14 protein-coding genes are annotated in these 16427 nt (G+C 66.1%); 10 read left to right on the top strand and 4 right to left on the bottom strand.

What is annotated here, in order from left to right:
* Window positions 1-12 precede the first annotated feature (12 nt).
* Entirely contained in the window at window positions 13-1662 is a 1650-nt protein-coding gene (locus HD842_RS14275) for a response regulator (RefSeq protein WP_183555402.1), read from the top strand.
* Here the strand turns inward: HD842_RS14275 and HD842_RS14270 are convergent.
* Together HD842_RS14270 and HD842_RS14265 are read right to left on the bottom strand one after the other, a co-directional pair.
* Window positions 1644-2099 carry a response regulator gene (locus HD842_RS14270; RefSeq protein ID WP_183555401.1) on the bottom strand — a complete coding sequence of 152 codons (456 nt, stop codon included), beginning with the start codon at window positions 2097-2099 and terminating at the stop codon, window positions 1644-1646. The two genes, HD842_RS14275 and HD842_RS14270, sit on opposite strands and share 19 nt — an antisense overlap.
* Complete coding sequence (locus tag HD842_RS14265; RefSeq protein ID WP_183555400.1) at window positions 2092-4350, bottom strand: ATP-binding protein; 2259 nt, start codon at window positions 4348-4350, stop codon at window positions 2092-2094. The genes HD842_RS14270 and HD842_RS14265 overlap by 8 nt, the downstream gene beginning before the upstream one ends.
* A gap of 158 nt (window positions 4351-4508) precedes the next feature.
* On the opposite strand from HD842_RS14265, the gene HD842_RS14260 reads away from it, so the two are divergent.
* Complete coding sequence (locus HD842_RS14260) at window positions 4509-5069, top strand: DUF2325 domain-containing protein (RefSeq protein WP_183555399.1); 561 nt, start codon at window positions 4509-4511, stop codon at window positions 5067-5069.
* Window positions 5070-5166: 97 nt separating this feature from the next.
* On the opposite strand, the gene HD842_RS14255 is transcribed toward HD842_RS14260, so the two are convergent.
* Both HD842_RS14255 and HD842_RS14250 read right to left on the bottom strand, forming a co-directional pair.
* Complete coding sequence (locus HD842_RS14255) at window positions 5167-6366, bottom strand: esterase/lipase family protein (protein WP_183555398.1); 1200 nt, start codon at window positions 6364-6366, stop codon at window positions 5167-5169.
* Between the two features lie 137 nt (window positions 6367-6503).
* Window positions 6504-7775: a dienelactone hydrolase family protein gene (locus tag HD842_RS14250; protein WP_183555397.1), complete on the bottom strand. Its 1272-nt coding sequence runs from the start codon at window positions 7773-7775 to the stop codon at window positions 6504-6506.
* Window positions 7776-7973: 198 nt separating this feature from the next.
* On the opposite strand from HD842_RS14250, the gene HD842_RS14245 reads away from it, so the two are divergent.
* From HD842_RS14245 to HD842_RS14210, 8 genes are all read left to right on the top strand, one after another.
* Entirely contained in the window at window positions 7974-9674 is a 1701-nt protein-coding gene (locus HD842_RS14245; RefSeq protein WP_183555396.1) for an MFS transporter, read from the top strand.
* Window position 9675: 1 nt separating this feature from the next.
* Window positions 9676-10767 carry an HlyD family secretion protein gene (locus HD842_RS14240; RefSeq protein WP_183555395.1) on the top strand — a complete coding sequence of 364 codons (1092 nt, stop codon included), beginning with the start codon at window positions 9676-9678 and terminating at the stop codon, window positions 10765-10767.
* Window positions 10764-12143, top strand: a complete 1380-nt coding sequence (locus HD842_RS14235) for an efflux transporter outer membrane subunit (RefSeq protein WP_183555394.1) — start codon at window positions 10764-10766, stop codon at window positions 12141-12143. Before HD842_RS14240 ends, HD842_RS14235 begins: the two co-directional genes overlap by 4 nt.
* Window positions 12125-12820: a tRNA-uridine aminocarboxypropyltransferase gene (locus tag HD842_RS14230; RefSeq protein WP_183555915.1), complete on the top strand. Its 696-nt coding sequence runs from the start codon at window positions 12125-12127 to the stop codon at window positions 12818-12820. The genes HD842_RS14235 and HD842_RS14230 overlap by 19 nt, the downstream gene beginning before the upstream one ends.
* Window positions 12821-12832: 12 nt before the next feature.
* Window positions 12833-13255 (top strand): thiol-disulfide oxidoreductase DCC family protein, encoded by a 423-nt coding sequence (locus tag HD842_RS14225; protein WP_370660837.1) that lies wholly within the window; start codon window positions 12833-12835, stop codon window positions 13253-13255.
* A complete protein-coding gene (locus HD842_RS14220) occupies window positions 13252-14289 on the top strand; it encodes an NAD(P)/FAD-dependent oxidoreductase (protein WP_183555393.1) in 1038 nt (345 codons plus the stop codon). Before HD842_RS14225 ends, HD842_RS14220 begins: the two co-directional genes overlap by 4 nt.
* A complete protein-coding gene (gene ubiG, locus HD842_RS14215; RefSeq protein WP_183555392.1) occupies window positions 14286-15005 on the top strand; it encodes a bifunctional 2-polyprenyl-6-hydroxyphenol methylase/3-demethylubiquinol 3-O-methyltransferase UbiG in 720 nt (239 codons plus the stop codon). Before HD842_RS14220 ends, ubiG begins: the two co-directional genes overlap by 4 nt.
* A gap of 109 nt (window positions 15006-15114) precedes the next feature.
* Window positions 15115-16308 carry a PA0069 family radical SAM protein gene (locus tag HD842_RS14210; RefSeq protein ID WP_183555391.1) on the top strand — a complete coding sequence of 398 codons (1194 nt, stop codon included), beginning with the start codon at window positions 15115-15117 and terminating at the stop codon, window positions 16306-16308.
* Window positions 16309-16427: the final 119 nt, after the last annotated feature.

Raw genomic sequence — 16427 nt, 5'->3', positions numbered from 1 at the left:
ACGCAGTTTGTAATGATCGAAGACAACTCCACCGTTTGTTCCGTGCTGTTGATCGACGATGAGTCGTTTGCTCAGGACATCATCGCCCATGGCCTCAAAAGCTGTGTTGGTCATCAGCTCCGTTACGAGTCCAGCCCGGCCCGCGCCGTCGAGGTTGCGCGCGATGTCGCCGCGACGGTGGTGATCGTCGATTTGCGCATGCCTGGCGGTCTGGATGGCTTTGACGTGATTGCCATGCTGCGCGCGCATCCGGATACGCATGACGTGCCGGTCATCCTGCTCTCTTCCGAAGACGACCCCGATACCAAGGCCAAGGCGTTTGCCATCGGCGCCAACGACTACATGGTCAAGTGGCCCGATCCACGCGAGCTCGTGGCGCGTGTCCGGTATCACAGCGGCGCCTGCGTTGCGCGGCGTGAACGTGATGAAGCGTTTGCATCGCTGCGCCTGAGCCAGGAGCAACTGGCGGCGAGCCAGCTGGCGCTGCATCAGGCGCAAAAGATGGAAGCGATCGGCCAGCTCACCGGTGGCGTGGCCCACGATTTCAACAACGTACTGCAAATCATCGGCGGCAATCTGCAATTGCTGAAGATGGTTGGCAACCTGAACGACGCTGCCCGCACGCGCGTCGAGATGGCGCTGTCGGGCGTCGAGCGCGGCGCCAAGCTGGCCGCGCACTTGCTGGCCTTTGCACGGCGTCAGCCGCTGCAGTCAGTCGTCATCGATCCGACCCATCTGGTGCGTGAGCTCGACGACATGGCGCGCCGCGTGCTTGGCGCCGGTACCCGGGTCGAGACCGAAGTCGCGCCCGAGCTGGGCAGCACCATGGTCGATCCCAACCAGCTCAACAACGTGCTGCTGAACCTGGTCATCAACGCGCGCGACGCGATGCCCGATGGCGGCACGCTGACCATCCGCGCCATCAACGCGGCGGCCGACGATGATTTGCCGCCCGACGTTCCGCACAACGATTATGTGATGCTCGAGATCGCCGATACGGGCAAGGGCATGCCGCCCGACGTGCTGCGCCGGGCGTTCGAACCGTTCTTCACCACCAAGCCGACGGGCCAGGGCACGGGCCTGGGGCTGTCGATGGCGTATGGTTTCGTCAAGCAGTCGGGCGGCGAAATCGTGCTGCGCAGCGAGCCGGGGAAGGGCAGCAGCGTGCGCATCTATCTGCCACGCAGCACCGCGATCCCGGCCGAGCAAGCAGAGGCAGCCGTGCACCCGTCGCTGACAGGCGGCCTGGAAACCATTCTCGTGGTTGAAGACGAAGACGACGTGCGCTCATCGACGTGCGGCATTCTGTCGGCGCTGGGTTATGACGTGCTGGAAGCGCGCGATGCGGCCAGCGCGGCGGCGCTGGTGGAAGAAGGCCGGCATATCGACCTGGTGTTTACCGACGTGATCATGCCGGGGCCGCTGTCGAGCCTGCAACTGGGCGAGATCGTGCGCCGTCACCTGCCGGAGTGCGAAGTGCTGTACACGTCGGGCTACGCCGAAGGCGTGCTGACCCATGAGGGCAAGCTGGACGCGTCGGTCCACCTGCTGCAGAAACCCTACCATCCGGATGCGCTGAGTGCGCGCATCCGTCATTTGCTGCGTCGTTCGCGGCGCGCCTCAGGCAAGCCGCAAACGGCCAGTCACTTCGGCTTGATGTAACGGTGCGAGCCTGGCGGCGGCTCGTTGAGCACCGCCCAGAAGATCCCCAGGTCGGCAATAGCGCGCACGAATTCATTGAAATCGACCGGCTTGACCACATACGCATTCACACCCAGCTCGTAGCTGCGGATCACGTCCTGTTCTTCCTTGGACGACGTCAACATCACTACCGGCACTGACCGCAGGTCGGCGGTGGTGCGGATTTCCTTGAGCACCTCGAGCCCGTCGACCTTCGGCAATTTCAGGTCGAGCAGGATCACGGCCGGATTGCCAAGCTGGCGGCCGTCGAATTCGCCGCGCCGGTGCAGATAGTCAAGCGCCTCGGCGCCGTCGCGCGCGACCACGACTTCGTTGGCCAGCTGGCTCTTCGACAGGGCGATGAGGGTGAGCTCCAGGTCGTGGGGATTGTCTTCTACCAGGAGGATGGGCTTAAGCATGGGTGCCTTGTTCTGTGATGGCTTGTTTGGGGAGGGTGAAGGAGAACGTCGCACCTTCGCCCAGGATCGAGTCGGCCCAGACGCGGCCGTTGTGGCGTTCGATGATGCGGCGCACATTGGCCAGGCCGATGCCGGTGCCCTGGAAATCTTCCATGCGGTGCAGGCGCTGGAACACGCCGAACAGCTTGTGTACGTAATCGCGGTTGAAGCCGGCGCCATTGTCGGCCACGTGGAACGCGATGTCGTCGCCGGCGTCCTCGGCCCAGATCCGGATCACGGCCGGGTCGCGCCCGCTGGTGAACTTGACGGCGTTGGACAACAGGTTGAACATCGCCAGGTGCAGGAAGCTCGGGTCGCCCTGCACGACGGGCAGGCGGTCGATGTGCCAGTTGACGCGGCGCTGGCCGATCTCGAGGCCCAGCTTGTCGATGCAGCCCGACACCAGGTCGGTCATGTCGATGCTGGTGGGGCGCAGTGCGGCGCGGCCCATCTGCGAGAACGACAGCAGATCGTCGACCAGCTTGCCGGCCAGGCGCGCCGACTCCTTGATGTTCTTCAAAAAGCGCTGGCGCAGCGCCACGTCTTCGCTGCCGGCCGATTCGAGCAGCAGGTCGGAAAAGCCGGCGATGTGGCGCAGCGGCGCGCGCAGGTCGTGCGACACCGAATACGAAAACGCTTCGAGCTCCTTGTTGGCGCGGCCCAGTTCTTCGGCCAGTTCGGCCATCTGCTCGGCGCGCTCGAGCGCGATGCCCAGCAGCGCCGTGCGGAACTCGGTGGTCAGCTCGATTTCGGCCACGTGCCACGGCAGGCTGTGGCCGTGGATGGTTTCGCGCCAGGTGGCGAAGCTCTGGCGCGGCGATAACCGGCTCGGCGCACCAGGGGCCGCTTCCTTCTCGTACGGATTGCCGGCCCATTCCATGGTCTGGATCATTTCGGGGCGGAACCACAGCAGATAGTGCTGGTGGATGCGCGAGATCGGCAGCGCCAGCAAGCCGCTGGCATTGTGGAGAAAGGCGTTGGCCGGCGGGTACACGGCGGCGAGCTCGTCGGTATGGAATACCTCGGTGTGGCCATGCACGGCAAGCCAGGTCGACAGGTCGCGAATGGCGGCGTCGTCCGGCGTATCGCCGTAAGTGAAGATACGTTCGTCTGCCACGATGGCCACGCCGCCGGCGCGGGCAAAGCGAAGCAGCTCGCCGGACACGCCGCGCAGATTGTCGATGAAGTCGGCGCTTTTGGTCAGGCGGCCAAGGATTTCGACCATGATGCGGCGCACGTCCAGGCGGAACTGCAGCTCCGCGCTGTCTTCGCGGCTCTCGATGCACAACGCGAGGATCTGACCGAGCTGTTCACAGGCCGTGCGTTTTTCGACCGATACCGCGCGCGGGACGGCGTTGTGGCACGCAATCAGACCCCACAGCTTGCCCTTGACGATCAGCGAGACCGACATCGAGGCGAGCGTGCCCATATTGCGCATGTATTGCAGATGCACGGGCGAGACGCTGCGCAGCGCCGCATACGTCAGATCGTTACGGGTGCCCGTGGCCGGGTTGAACTCAGGTACCAGCGGTGAGGCATCGTAATCGGCATCCTGGATGACGCGGATCGGCGAGCTCAGGTACAGCTCGCGTGCCTGGGATGGAATGTCGCTGGCCGGAAAAGACTGATTCAGATACGAGTCGTAGTCGGGCGCTTTGGCTTCGGCCATCACGCGGCCATGGCCATCGGGGTCGAACTGGTACACCATCACGCGGCCGTAGCCGGTGACGGAACGTATATGGTGGGCCGCCAGCTCGGTCAGTGCAGGGATCGATGCGTGCTCGCCGACCTTGGCAAGAAAATCGGTAATGAGCGGATACAGATGCCGAAAATCGGCGGGCTCGGCACGATCGACCGCTTCGAACTCGGCGATCACCAGGCCGTCCCAGACGTGGCCCATCACATCGAAATGGCGGTCGTTGCCAAGCGTGACGGTGCCCAGATACATGGGGCGCTGGCCAAGCTTGTCGGTGGCCAGTTCGCGCGCCATGCGCTCGCCACAGGCCTTGCCGATGACGGCTGCCAATGGCAGGCCGATCGCCGCTTCCGCCGCCAGGCCGGCCATGGGTAGCAGGTTGGCGCTGGCCTGCAACACATCGAGTGCAGGCGATAGCGTCAGCATGAAGCCGTGGGGCTGGATACCACCAGGCGTGCGGATGGGCTCGCTGGCGCAGCTGGAAATGTCGAGTTGGTCGGGAGATGCCTGGGTCATGGGCCGTCGGGGTAACGCACAGGTGAGCAGGGCCATATTGTATCGTGAAAGTTTGTTCTCACGTCACGATGTGTCGATTTGTCCCTCCTTCGACGCGCCCTTGAAATGAGAATCGTTCTCATCTAAGATGGGTGTTGGTTCAGGAACAGGAGGTGCAGATGGCCGCATACCGGGAAGCCGATGGCCTGGCTGGCGAGCACGTGACGTTGCTACGGGCACATGCAGATGCGCAGGTGCGCTGCAGTGCGCTGCTGCAGGCGCAGGCCGCGCGCATCGCCGCCATGGAAGCGCAACTGATCCGCGCGCGGGGCGCGACGATCCGCGCTGCGACGGCGCTGGCCTGGGAACGCGAAGACCGCGCGGCCCTCGATGCGGCGCTGCCGGGCCTCGGTCGGCGCGTTGCACTAGGCCGCCAGGTGGGCGCGTTGCAGGCGCGCGTGCATGAGCTGATGCGCACGCTGCAGCGCCGTGAGCTGGCCGGGCAGACGGGCAGCGCGGGTCACTCGGCGCACACCCCAGCCGGATTGGCGGCTGACCTGGAAGCAAGCCTGCAGGCCGCCGATCTGGTGATCTGCCAGACCGGCTGCATGAGCCATGGCGACTACTGGCGCGTGCAAGACCATTGTAAGCGCACCGGAAAGCTGTGCATGCTGGTGGACCAGCCCGACGGCTTGCAGATCGTGCGCATCCATCGGCCCCATGAGGTGTTTTCACCGTGACTCGCGCAGCAGTATGCGATGGCAGGTTGGACGCGTGGGCGGGAAACCCGCCCACCCTACACAGGATAACTAACCGCCGAGGTATTTTCATCCTGAGCTACAGCGCAAAGAGGATGTCGCTGATCCGGTCGTACAGCGGATCAGCCGATGGCCCTTGATTGGGCCAGTTCAGGATATCGAAGTGGTCGTATCCCGGGTAGTTGCCGAGAAAGTTCCATGTTCCGCGCAGCGCCGTGCCGTTGTAGTCGCGTACCGGATGCCCGCCAGGTGCGCGCATGCTGACCGTGTTGACCACGCCATCGCTTGGGAACCAGTCGCTGTCGATGCGCACCCGGTTTGGCACATTGACGGTGTAGCTGCCCATGCCGCGTTGGGCGGGCGAGGGCACGATCCACTCGCCGGCGAACGATTTAAAGTAGGGCATCATGTCGGCGCGCGCGTACTGGAACGCCGTCGTCTGGATCGGTGCGATCGCGCGGTCGGTGCCGTTGCAGCACCAGCTGCCGCTGGCGGTGGCCACCGTGCCCACTGAAAAATAGTAGACGCTGGGCGAAGTGAGCGCCCACCGGTTGAATTCGCGGGCACCGTCCGGCGCGAGCTCCCAGCTGGCCGCCCGGTTACGCAGGATGTCGCGCAGCACGATGGGCACATTGGGCAGGATATTCAGGACCGCATCACTGAGCGTGGTGCCATCGTGCGGCGCCGAGATGGTCGTCGCGCTGCGGATCCAGCCCGTCTTGCCGCCCTTGAACAGCGCGCCGTCGCCTTCGTCCGTCATTGCACCGTGCTCCAGCAGCTGGATCAGGGCGCGGATGGTCGTGCCGCCCTGGCTGTGGCCGATCATGTGGATCGGATGGTCATGGCCCCATCGCGGGTACAGCGCTGGCGGATACCCTTGCGGATTGTCGCGTGGGTCGGCGGCCCAGCATTTGCCGGGCGGTTTTTGCACCTGACCGGGCACGCCCTGTGCGGCAACGTGCGCCTTGCCGTAGTCGACGCAGCCGCCCTTGATTTGCGCATACAGCTCGGCGGCGCGGTCCCAGTTCGACGCGATCGGGCTGACGGCGGCGGCAACCACCGTGTGCGGGCCGCGGTAGACCTGCATGTGCGCCGCGATGTCGCCATAGCCGCCCCAGTAATTGAAGCCGCTCTTCTGGAATTCGTCGGGGCCGAAGCCCAGAAAGCCGTGCACCAGCACGACGGGATCGTTGTTCGCGGCTGTGGCGGCAGGGGCGGCCAGCAGGCCGATGGCGAAAACGAGGAGCGCGGCAGCGCATGCGTGGACGAGACGAACCATTGGTATGCTCCTGACAATGCGACAGCCGCATTGTCTGATGCATCACCAAGCAGCAGTTTGCGCTGGATCGACCCAAAGCTTAGTAAAGCGAACTCATGCAGTAAGAACTGCGCAGGCCGCTTGACAAGCCTGCGCGATCAGCGCGCGGTCGTACTACCCACCGACGTCGTCGGATCGGAGTCGGCCATCGGGTTCGGCGCCGGCATCAGCGCCGCCGTGGCTGCCGCTTTCTCGGCCCGGTCGATGCGCTCGTCATGCCAGACCACATAGTCGTCGACCGAGTATAGCCGGCACGGCTCCTTGCTCTTGGCCGAGCAGGTCGCCAGTGCGCGTCCGTCCGGATCTTCGCCTTCTTCGGCCCAGGTCCAGCCGCCGCTGGCCGACACGGCAAACGCGCGCGGCGTCATCTTGGTCAGGTAATCGCGGTAGGCGCGGCGGCCGGTCTCGGACAGGAACGGTACGGCGGCGATATCGTCGACCTGCGCGTAATCGGTGCGCGCCGGGCTGGGCGGGGCAGGGACGTCCACCACGACGGCGGTCGGCATCCCGATCTCGCGCAGGAACTGTTCAGTATCTTGCAGCCAGACTTTTTCGCCGTCGCGGCTGGCCAGCATGCCGTGCGCGTCGCGCTTGAAGGCGGGGAATTCGACCAGACGGCCACGGCCGCCGGCCGCGGCATAGGCAGCGTGCATGCGGCTGGCCAGCTCCGGGCCGAACAGCGAGTCGTTCTGGCCGTACATCCAGAGGCTCGGGACTTTTGCCTTGGCGCCGTAGTCGGCAAAGGCCGCCACCAGTTGCGAGCGCCACGCGCAGCGGTTGCTGTCGTCGCGCAAGCCGCCCGCAAAATTGATCAGGCCGCGCACGCCCGGCAGCGCCTCGGTGCCCAGCGCGATGGCCGCCAGCCCGCCATACGACTGGCCGGCCACGATCATGCGCCCGCCGTCGATCCATGATTGCTGGCGCGCATAGGCGAGGGTGGCGCGGATGTCTTCGGCCTGGGTGTAGCCATTGGCCGTCATGTCGCAGCCGCGATCGCGGTAGCGCCCGCCCGACTTCGAAAAGCCCTGGCGCATCGGCACCATGACCGCGTAGCCACGCTTCACGAACACGGACGCCATATGATAGAAGCGGTCGCGCGACTGCAGGCTCGGGCGGCCCGGATCCTTGCCATGGTTGATGACGATCAGGGGGAAGGGCCCGGCGCCATCGGGCTGAAAAACGGTGGTTTCGAGCAGCACGTCATCTGGCCCGGCCGGCACCTGGATGACGCGCTCGTTCATCCGGTAGTCGAGCGTGCTGGTGACGGGCTTGGGTGCCGGCAGTGCCTGCGAGAAGCCGACTGCGGGCAGCATGGCCAGCGCGGCAAGCGAAGCGGAGATCAGGGTGCGAATGGCGTGGATGTTCGACATGGCTGACTCTGGAAATGCTGCCACACGAAACTATTTCCGCACGGCACAATTTGAGTCTAGAGCCAATAAATCCATAGAGCAATATCTGGTTGGTCAACTTTTGCATTAAATGGTTTGGGTGTGGCGAAAGCGTCATCCGACGTGAAGTCGAGCAAAGGCGTAAGATAGCGAGCCTGACAATTATGGTGAAATAGCAGGATGAGCAAGTACGCGCCACGCGAATGGGCACCCGACGAAAAGCCGATGCTGCCCGGCTCTCCGTCCACGCCAGCGCACACGACAAAGCTGCGACTGGCCTATCTGGCGGTCGGCATCCTCGTCACGATCACGGGCGGCCTGGGCAACGCGCTGGTCGCCGTCAACCTGATCAATCTGCAGGGCGTGCTGGGCGCGTATCAGACCGAAACGGCCTGGCTGCCGGCGGCCTACGTGATGGCCAACGCGTCGATGAACCTGCTGCTGGTGAAATTCCGGCAACAGTTCGGCCTGCGCCTGTTTACCGAATGCTTCCTGGTGCTGTACGCGCTGGTCACGCTGGCCCACCTGTTCGTCAACGATCTCGGCTCGGCCATCGCCGTGCGCGCCGCCCATGGCATGCTGGCCGCCGCCGTCAGTCCGCTCGGCCTGTATTACACGTTGCAGGGCTTCAAGAAAGAGTGGCGCCTGAAAGGCATCGCGATCTCGCTCGGCACGGCCCAACTGGCGCTGCCGCTGGCTTATATCTTCTCAGGCGACCTGTTGCGCATTGCCGAATGGCGCGGCCTGTACATGTTCGAGCTGGGCCTGGCGCTGGTGTCGCTGGGCGCCGTGCTGCTGCTCAAGTTGCCGCCGGGCGACCGGATCAAGGCGTTTCGCCCCACCGACTTCGTCACGTTCGCACTGTTTGCGCCGGGCATGGCGCTGCTGTGCATGGTGCTCACGTTCGGGCGCATCTTCTGGTGGACCGAGCAGGCGTGGATCGGCGTGGCGCTGGCGGTGTCGATCTTCCTGCTTGCGGCTGCGATGTGCGTCGAGCACAACCGGGCCAACCCGCTGCTCAACCTGCGCTGGCTGACCAACCGCAGCATCCTGCGCGTGGCGCTGTCGCTGCTGCTGGTACGCATCGTGCTGTCCGAGCAAAGCGTGGGCGCGGTGGGCTTCCTGCGCGCGGTCGGGCTGGACAATAACCAGATGCAGTCGCTGTTCCTGTGCGTGCTGGCGGCCACGGTCGCCGGCATCGTGGTGTCGGCCCTGACCGTCAACGTCAAGCACCTGATGGCGCCGCAGGTCATTGCGTTGCTGCTGATGGCGCTGGGCGCCTGGATGGACGCGCATGCCAATAACCAGACCCGCGCCGAGCAGATGTACCTGAGCCAGAGCCTGCTCGCGTTTGGCGGCACGCTGTTCATCGGGCCGTCGCTGATCTCGATGATCGTCACCGTGATCGGCAATCCCGGCGCCCTGATCAGTTTCTCGGTGCTGTTCGGCCTGACCCAGAATCTGGGCGGCCTGATCGGCTCGGCGCTGGTCGGCACGTTCCAGATCATGCGCGAGAAATTCCACTCGTCGACGATCGTCGAGGGCCTGAGTTTGCTCGATCCGCTGGTGGCCGGGCGCATCCAATCCGGCGCGGCGGCGGCCGGGCAATTGCTGGCCGACCCGGCCGCGCGCACGCGCCAGAGCCTGACGTCGCTGGCTGCCAGCGCCACGCGCGAAGCGAACATCCTGGCCTACAACGACGTGTTCCTGATGATCGCCCTGATTGCTGCCGTGAGCGCGACCTGGATCTTCCTGCACGCCCTCTGGATGTATTACAACCCCTCGGCTACCGCGCCGGCTACAGCACCGGCGCCTAATGCGGCACCGGCACCCGCCGCACCTGTCAATAACATTCCTGCACCCATTACCGTCACCGATTGATATGTCAGAACCTGTTCCTACCCCCACGCGCCCGAAGCGCAAGATCATCCTCAGTGCGCTGGCCTTTGCCGCCATCGCGCTCGTCGGCATCCTGATCGTGCTGTATGCCTGGAACCTGCCGCCGTTTCGCAGTGCGCTGCAGGCAACCGAGAACGCGCTGGTGCGCGGCCAGGTGACGATCATCAGTCCGCAGCTGAGCGGCTACGTGACCGAGGTCCGCGTGCAGGATTTCCAGACCGTCAAGAAGGGCGAGCTGCTGCTGCGCATCGATGACCGGATCCCGATCCAGCGCCTGGCGCAGGCACGGGCCGAACTGGCCAACCGCAAGGCGGCGCTGGCCAATTTCGCGCAGACGAACGCCAGCGCCCGCGCCACCATCGCCCAGAACCAGGCGCTGCTGGCATCGAACGAAGCGCAGGCCCGGCGCAGCAGCGCCGACCTGCGCCGCGTGGAAGAGCTGGCGGCCGACGGTTCGCTGTCGGCGCGCGAACTCGACGCCGCGCGCGCTACCCGCGCCCAGTCCGCCGCCAGCCGCGACCAGGCGCGTGCCTCCGTCGAGATCGCCCGCCAGAACCTGGCGTCCGTCGGCGTCAACCGCGCCGCCCTCGAGGCAGCGGTTGCCAGCGCCGAAGCGGCGGTCAAGCTGGCCGAGATCGACCTGGCCAACACCAACATCACCGCGCCGCGCGACGGTCAGCTGGGGCAGGTGACCGTGCGTCAGGGCGCCTTCGTGAACGCCGGCGCGCAGCTGACCGCGCTGGTGCCGAACCAGATGTGGATCATCGCGAACATGAAGGAAACGCAGATGGCGGGGGTGGCCGTCGGCCAGCCGGTCAGTTTCAGTGTCGACGCGCTGGGCGGCGCCAAGCTGCGCGGCCACGTCGAGCGCATCGCGCCCGCCACCGGCTCGGAGTTTTCGGTGATCGCGCCGGACAACGCCACCGGCAACTACGTCAAGATCGCCCAGCGCATTCCGGTGCGCATCAGCATCGACCCGAACCAGCCGCTGGCCAACCGCCTGCGGCCCGGGATGTCGGTGGTGACGACGATCGATACGGCCGCTGCCGCCACGGCGAACGCGGGGCAGCGGTGAAGCGGCGGTTGGTGGTTCTGGCGGCGCCGTTGCTGTTGGCCGCCTGCGCGATGGCGCCGCAGCCGGCGCCACCGTCCTCGGTGACGGTGCCGGTGGCATGGCGCACGACCTTGCCTGGCGCGAATGCCAGCGTCGAGCGTGACTGGTGGCGCGCGTTCGGCGATCCGGCGCTGGACGCTCTGGTACAACAGGCGCAGGCGAACAATGGCGACCTCAAGGTGGCTCGCGCGCGGCTGCAGGAATACCAGGCGCGCATTCGCGTGGCCGACAGCGCGCGCCTGCCGGCGCTGAACCTGTCGCTGGCGCCGACCCGGGCGCGTGCCATCGGCCCACAAGGCACGCCGATTGAATCGACGTCGCTCGTGGGCGCCGTGCAGGCCAGCTACGAGCTGGACCTGTTCGGCCGCGTGGCCAACACCGTCGAGGCGGCGCGGTTCGAGGCGCTGTCGCAAGAGGCAGCGCTGGAAGCAGCGGCGCTGGCGGTGGCGGCCAATACGGCGTCGGGCTATCTGAATTTGCTGGGCCTGGACGCCCAGCTGGCGCTGGCCAAGGCCACGCTGGCTTCGCGCGAGCGCTCGTATAACCTGGCGCGGCACCAGTTCGAGGTGGGCTACAGCTCGCGCCTGGAAATGTCGCAGGCCGAAGCTGAATTGCACGCAACGGCCGGCACCGTGCCGCAGCTCGAGCGGCAGGTGGCGCAGCAGGAACAGGCATTGAATCTGCTGCTGGGCGCGAGTCCGGGCGCGATTGCGCGCGGTACCGATCTGCTGTCGCTGCGTGAACCGACCCCGGGCGCCGGCTTGCCATCCGAACTGCTGCGGCGCCGGCCCGACATCGCCCAGGCCGAGCAGGCCATTGCCGCGGCCGATGCCAGCCTGGCCGTCGCGCGCGATGCGTTGCTGCCGTCGATCCGGCTGACGGCGTCGCTCGGGGCAGGAGCGGGCGGCATCAAGCAATTGCTGCGTTCGCCAACGGAATTGTGGAGCATCGGCGGCAGTGTGCTTGCGCCCTTGTTCGACGCGGGCCGCCTGCGTGCGCAGGCTGAAATCGCCGGCACGGTGCGCGATCGCGCCATCTACGGTTATGAATCCGTGGTGCGCACGGCGTTTGCCGAGACCGAGAATGCGCTGGCGTCGATCGATGGCCTGCAGCGGCAATTGCTGGAAGCCGAGGCACGGCGCGCGGCGGCCGGCGAGGTGCTGCGCGTGGCTCACAACCGCTACACGAACGGCTACGCGTCGTACCTGGAAGAGCTCGACGCGCAGCGTACCGCGTTCAGTGCCGATCTCGCCGCGCTGCAACTGCGCACGAGTTTGCTGGCGGCGCACGTCGATCTGTACCGGGCGCTGGGTGGCGGCTGGACGCCAGCGCCGTGACCGGTGCGGCTGGCTTGAAGCGCGCTGTCTGTGAGAGGTGCTTGCGGGCGCAGTCGGCCTGCATTTGTCGCTGGATCACACCGGTGCAGGCGCAGGCGCACCTGCTGATCCTGCAGCATCCGCTGGAAGTGGGCAACGCCAAGAACAGCGCGCGCTTGCTGCACCTGTGCGTCACCGGCAGTGTGATGGCGACCGGCGAAGCCTTCGATACCGGGGTGCTCGATAGCCTGCTGCATGCGGATGGGCGCACGCCCGTGTTGCTGTATCCGGCCACACCAGATGATGCCGGCCTGCCCGCACCGCTGCCGATGCCGGCGCTGCCTGCCGAGGCCCTGCGGCTGGTGCTTCTCGACGCCACTTGGCGCAAGAGCCGCAAGATGCTGTACCTGAACCCGGCGCTGCAACGGCTGCCGCGCTTGGCACTGACCGACGTGGCGCCGTCGAGCTACCGCATCCGCAAGGCGCACGCGCCGCATCAGCTGTCGAGCCTGGAAGCGGCGGCGCAGGCCCTGGGGCAACTGGAAAACGCGTCCGCGCACTTCAGCCCACTGCTCGACGCTTTCGACGGGTTTGTCGCACAACAAGCGGCCTACGTACGCACTTGCGCTGCCGGATCCCTCGCAGGCAACGCAAGGCAATCTGATGAACAGGGCGTGAACCGTTTAACCGGGCATTAAACCGAAACACCCGTGACGGTGAACCGCATTTTGACCTGTTTCCTGTATGATCAAATCATGCAAGAACAATCCTTAACCTCCCCCACGGTGTACTACGACGGCGGCTGCCCCGTATGCACCCGCGAGATCGCTCTCTATCAGCGTCAGGACGGCGCAGACCAGGTTTGCTGGGTCGACGTCGCCCACTGCGCCCCCGAAGCGCTTGGCCCGGGACTGAACCGCGAGGCTGCCATGGCGCGCCTGCACATGCGTCGTCCCGATGGCACCCTGGCCAGCGGGGCGGAGGCATTCACCCTGCTGTGGCGGTCCCTGCCGCGCTGGGCCTGCCTTGGACGCTTGTTGGGGTCCAGGCTCGCATTGGCGTTGCTGGAGCCGGCCTACCGCCTGTTCCTCGTCATGCGGCCGCTGTGGCGCGGCCGCGGCAGCAAGCGATGAGTGGCACGAGCCTACGGGTAGCGGTGGTGGGAGCCGGCATTGCCGGGGCCACCTGCGCGCGCACGCTGGCCGATGCCGGGCATGCGGTGCAGGTGTTCGACAAGTCGCGCGGCGTTGGCGGGAGGATGTCCACCAGGCGTGTGACGCTCGATAGCGCCGATGCCGATGCCGTGCTGGGCCTGGATCACGGGACGCCGTGCTTTGCTGTCACGGGCGCTGAGTTCCTGGATTTCGTCGAGCAGGGGCAGCGCGCCGGGCTGCTGGCGCGCTGGACGCCGCGCCTGGCCTCACACAGCGCAGGCCTGCCTGGCGGCGTGATGTGGGTTGCCACGCCCGACATGCCGGCCCTGTGCCGCGCGTTGTTGAAGGACCTGCCGTTGCGTACGCTGTGCACGGTGGATGGCGTGCGGCGCAGCGGCGCAACGTGGTCTCTGGAGAGTGCCGGTGCGACCGTGGCCGATGGCTTCGACGCCGTGGCGCTGGCGATCCCGCCGCAACAGGCGGCCGCGCTGCTGGGCGTGCATCGCCCGGATTGGGCCGCGCGCGCGCAGGCTGTGCCGATGTTGCCCGTCTGGGTCTTGATGGGAACAACCGACGCGCCCGCAACGGGCTGTGACTGGGACCTGGCGCTGCCCGCATCCGGCCCGCTGGCGCTGGTGGTGCGCAACGATGCCAAGCCGGCGCGCGCAGTGCTGGCGGGGCAGGCCCAGTGGGTGGTGCACGCAACGCCCGACTGGACCGGCGCGCATCTGGACACGCCAGCCGACCAGGTGCAGGCGATGCTGCAGGCGGCGCTTGCCGATTGTGTCGGCGACGCTCTCGCCTGGCGCTTCGCGGCCGTGCATCGCTGGCTGTATGCAACGCTGGCAGCGGCGCCCGGTGACGAGCCGGCCGACGGCGCCTGGTGGGACGCGGGCATGGGGCTTGGCGTGTGCGGCGATGCCCTTGCCGGCGGCGGTGTGGAAGGCGCCTGGCGCTCCGGCCGCGCCCTGGCAGCGCTGGTGACCGCTGCTGCGAGCGGAGACCAAACATGAGCGCGCTTGCAGACGAAATCGCCCGCTTCGACCGCCTCGGCGCCACCTGGTGGGATCCGAACGGACCGATGCGGCCGCTACATGTCACGAACGCGTTGCGCCAGGCTTATCTGCTTGAGTGCATGGCGTCGCATTTCGGCCGCGCCGATATGTCGCTGGCGGGCCTGCGCATCCTCGACGTCGGCTGCGGCGGCGGGCTGCTGTCCGAACCGCTGGCACTGCGTGGCGCGCAGGTGGTCGGCATCGATGCCTCTCCCGGCAACCTGGCGGCGGCGCAACGCCACGCCGACGCCAGCGGCGCGGTAGTCGATTATCGCCTGGGCGAACTGGAGACTGTCCTGCGGCCCGATGAATGCTTCGACGTCGTATTGGCGCTCGAAGTGGCCGAGCATGTGGCCGACCCCAACGCCTTTATCGAAGAGGTAGCTCGGCGCGTGGCGCCCGGTGGTTTGCTGCTGGCGTCGACGATCGACCGCAGTTGGAAGAGCTATCTGTTGGCCATCGTGGCAGCGGAGTACGTGATGCGCGTGCTGCCGCGGGGCACGCACCAGTGGCGTCGCTTCGTCACACCCGCCGAGATGCTGGCTGCAGCCTCCGGGGCCGGGCTGCAGCGGATCGATCTGCGCGGCATGCGTTACCTGCCGGTGTTGCATCGGGCCTCATGGTGCAGCGATACGAGCGTGAACTATCTGGCGACCTTTGCCCGTCCGACCTGACCGGAGCAGCTGGGAACAGTAGTCTGATGCTCATCTGGCAGCTGGCGCTTGAATTTGATGGGGTAGCGGCGTAATATGCTGTATAAAAATACAGTATGGAGCAGCGGCCATGATCGACACCGATGAGCCCATCCGCCGCGAGCGGATAGAAGAACACGTCATGCTGGCGCCGCCGCGCGTCGCACGCAAGGGGCGTGGTGCGGTGTCGAATATGCAAGGACGCTATGAGGTCAACGGTCGCGAGCGTTTTGACGACGGCTGGTCTGATGCCGATTCTGAATCGGCTGCCGGGTCGACCGGTGAATCGGCCGCGTTCAAGACCATGGTCACCGACGAGTTCGCCAAGACTATCCTGTCGCGCAACACGTCGCCCGATATACCGTTCAGCGTATCGCTCAATCCCTACCGGGGTTGCGAGCACGGCTGCATTTATTGCTTCGCGCGGCCCACGCACAGCTATCTCGGCCTGTCGCCGGGTCTCGATTTTGAATCCCGGCTCTTCGCCAAGGTCAATGCTCCCGAACTGCTGCGGCGCGAACTCGCCAAGCCCGGCTACATCCCCGAACACATCGCCATTGGCGTCAACACCGACGCCTACCAGCCCTGCGAGCGCGAACGCCAGATCACGCGCCAGGTACTGGAGGTATTGTCCGAATGCCGCCACCCGCTTGGCCTGATCACCAAGTCGTCGCTGATCGAGCGCGACATCGACCTGCTGGCGCCGATGGCGGCCAACAACCTGGCCTGCGCGGCGGTGACGCTCACGACACTCGACGCGCAGATTTCGCGCACGCTGGAGCCACGCGCGGCCGCGCCGATGCGGCGTCTGCGCACGATCCGTACGCTGACCGACGCCGGCATTCCCGTCAGCGTGAGCGTGGCGCCGATCATCCCGTTCGTGACCGAGCCCGAGATCGAACGCATCCTTGAAGCGGCGCGCGACGCCGGCGCGGTCGGCGCCCACTACACGGTGCTGCGCCTGCCGCACGAAGTCAATCCGCTGTTTCAAGAGTGGCTGCAAGCCCATTTCCCGGACCGCGCGCAGCGGGTGATGAACCGCATTCGCGAAATGCGCGGCGGCAAGGACTACGATGCCGACTTTGCACAGCGCATGCATGGTGACGGCGTCTGGGCCGACCTGATCCGGCAACGCTTTGAAAAAGCGGTCGAGCGCCTTGGCTTCAAGTCATTGCGCGGGCGTTTCGGGCGGCTCGATCGCTCGCAATTCCGGCGACCAGTGGTGGTGCCCGCGACGACACGCCGAGGCACTACTCAGGGCGCAGGGCAGCTGGACCTGTTCTGAGAATGCAACTGAGGCGCCAGCGCTGAATGCAGATCTGCACAGCCCCTGCTTACACCTGCTTACAAGCGCTTAACCGCACACAACACGCGGTCAGCAGAGAATCGGTCGATCATCAAGGA

Origin of the sequence: Massilia aurea, from assembly GCF_014200505.1 — a bacterium.
Lineage (GTDB): Bacteria > Pseudomonadota > Gammaproteobacteria > Burkholderiales > Burkholderiaceae_D > Telluria > Telluria aurea_B.
The sequence above is the reverse complement of the archived record's forward strand: the minus strand, read 5'-3'. Positions and strand labels throughout refer to the sequence as shown.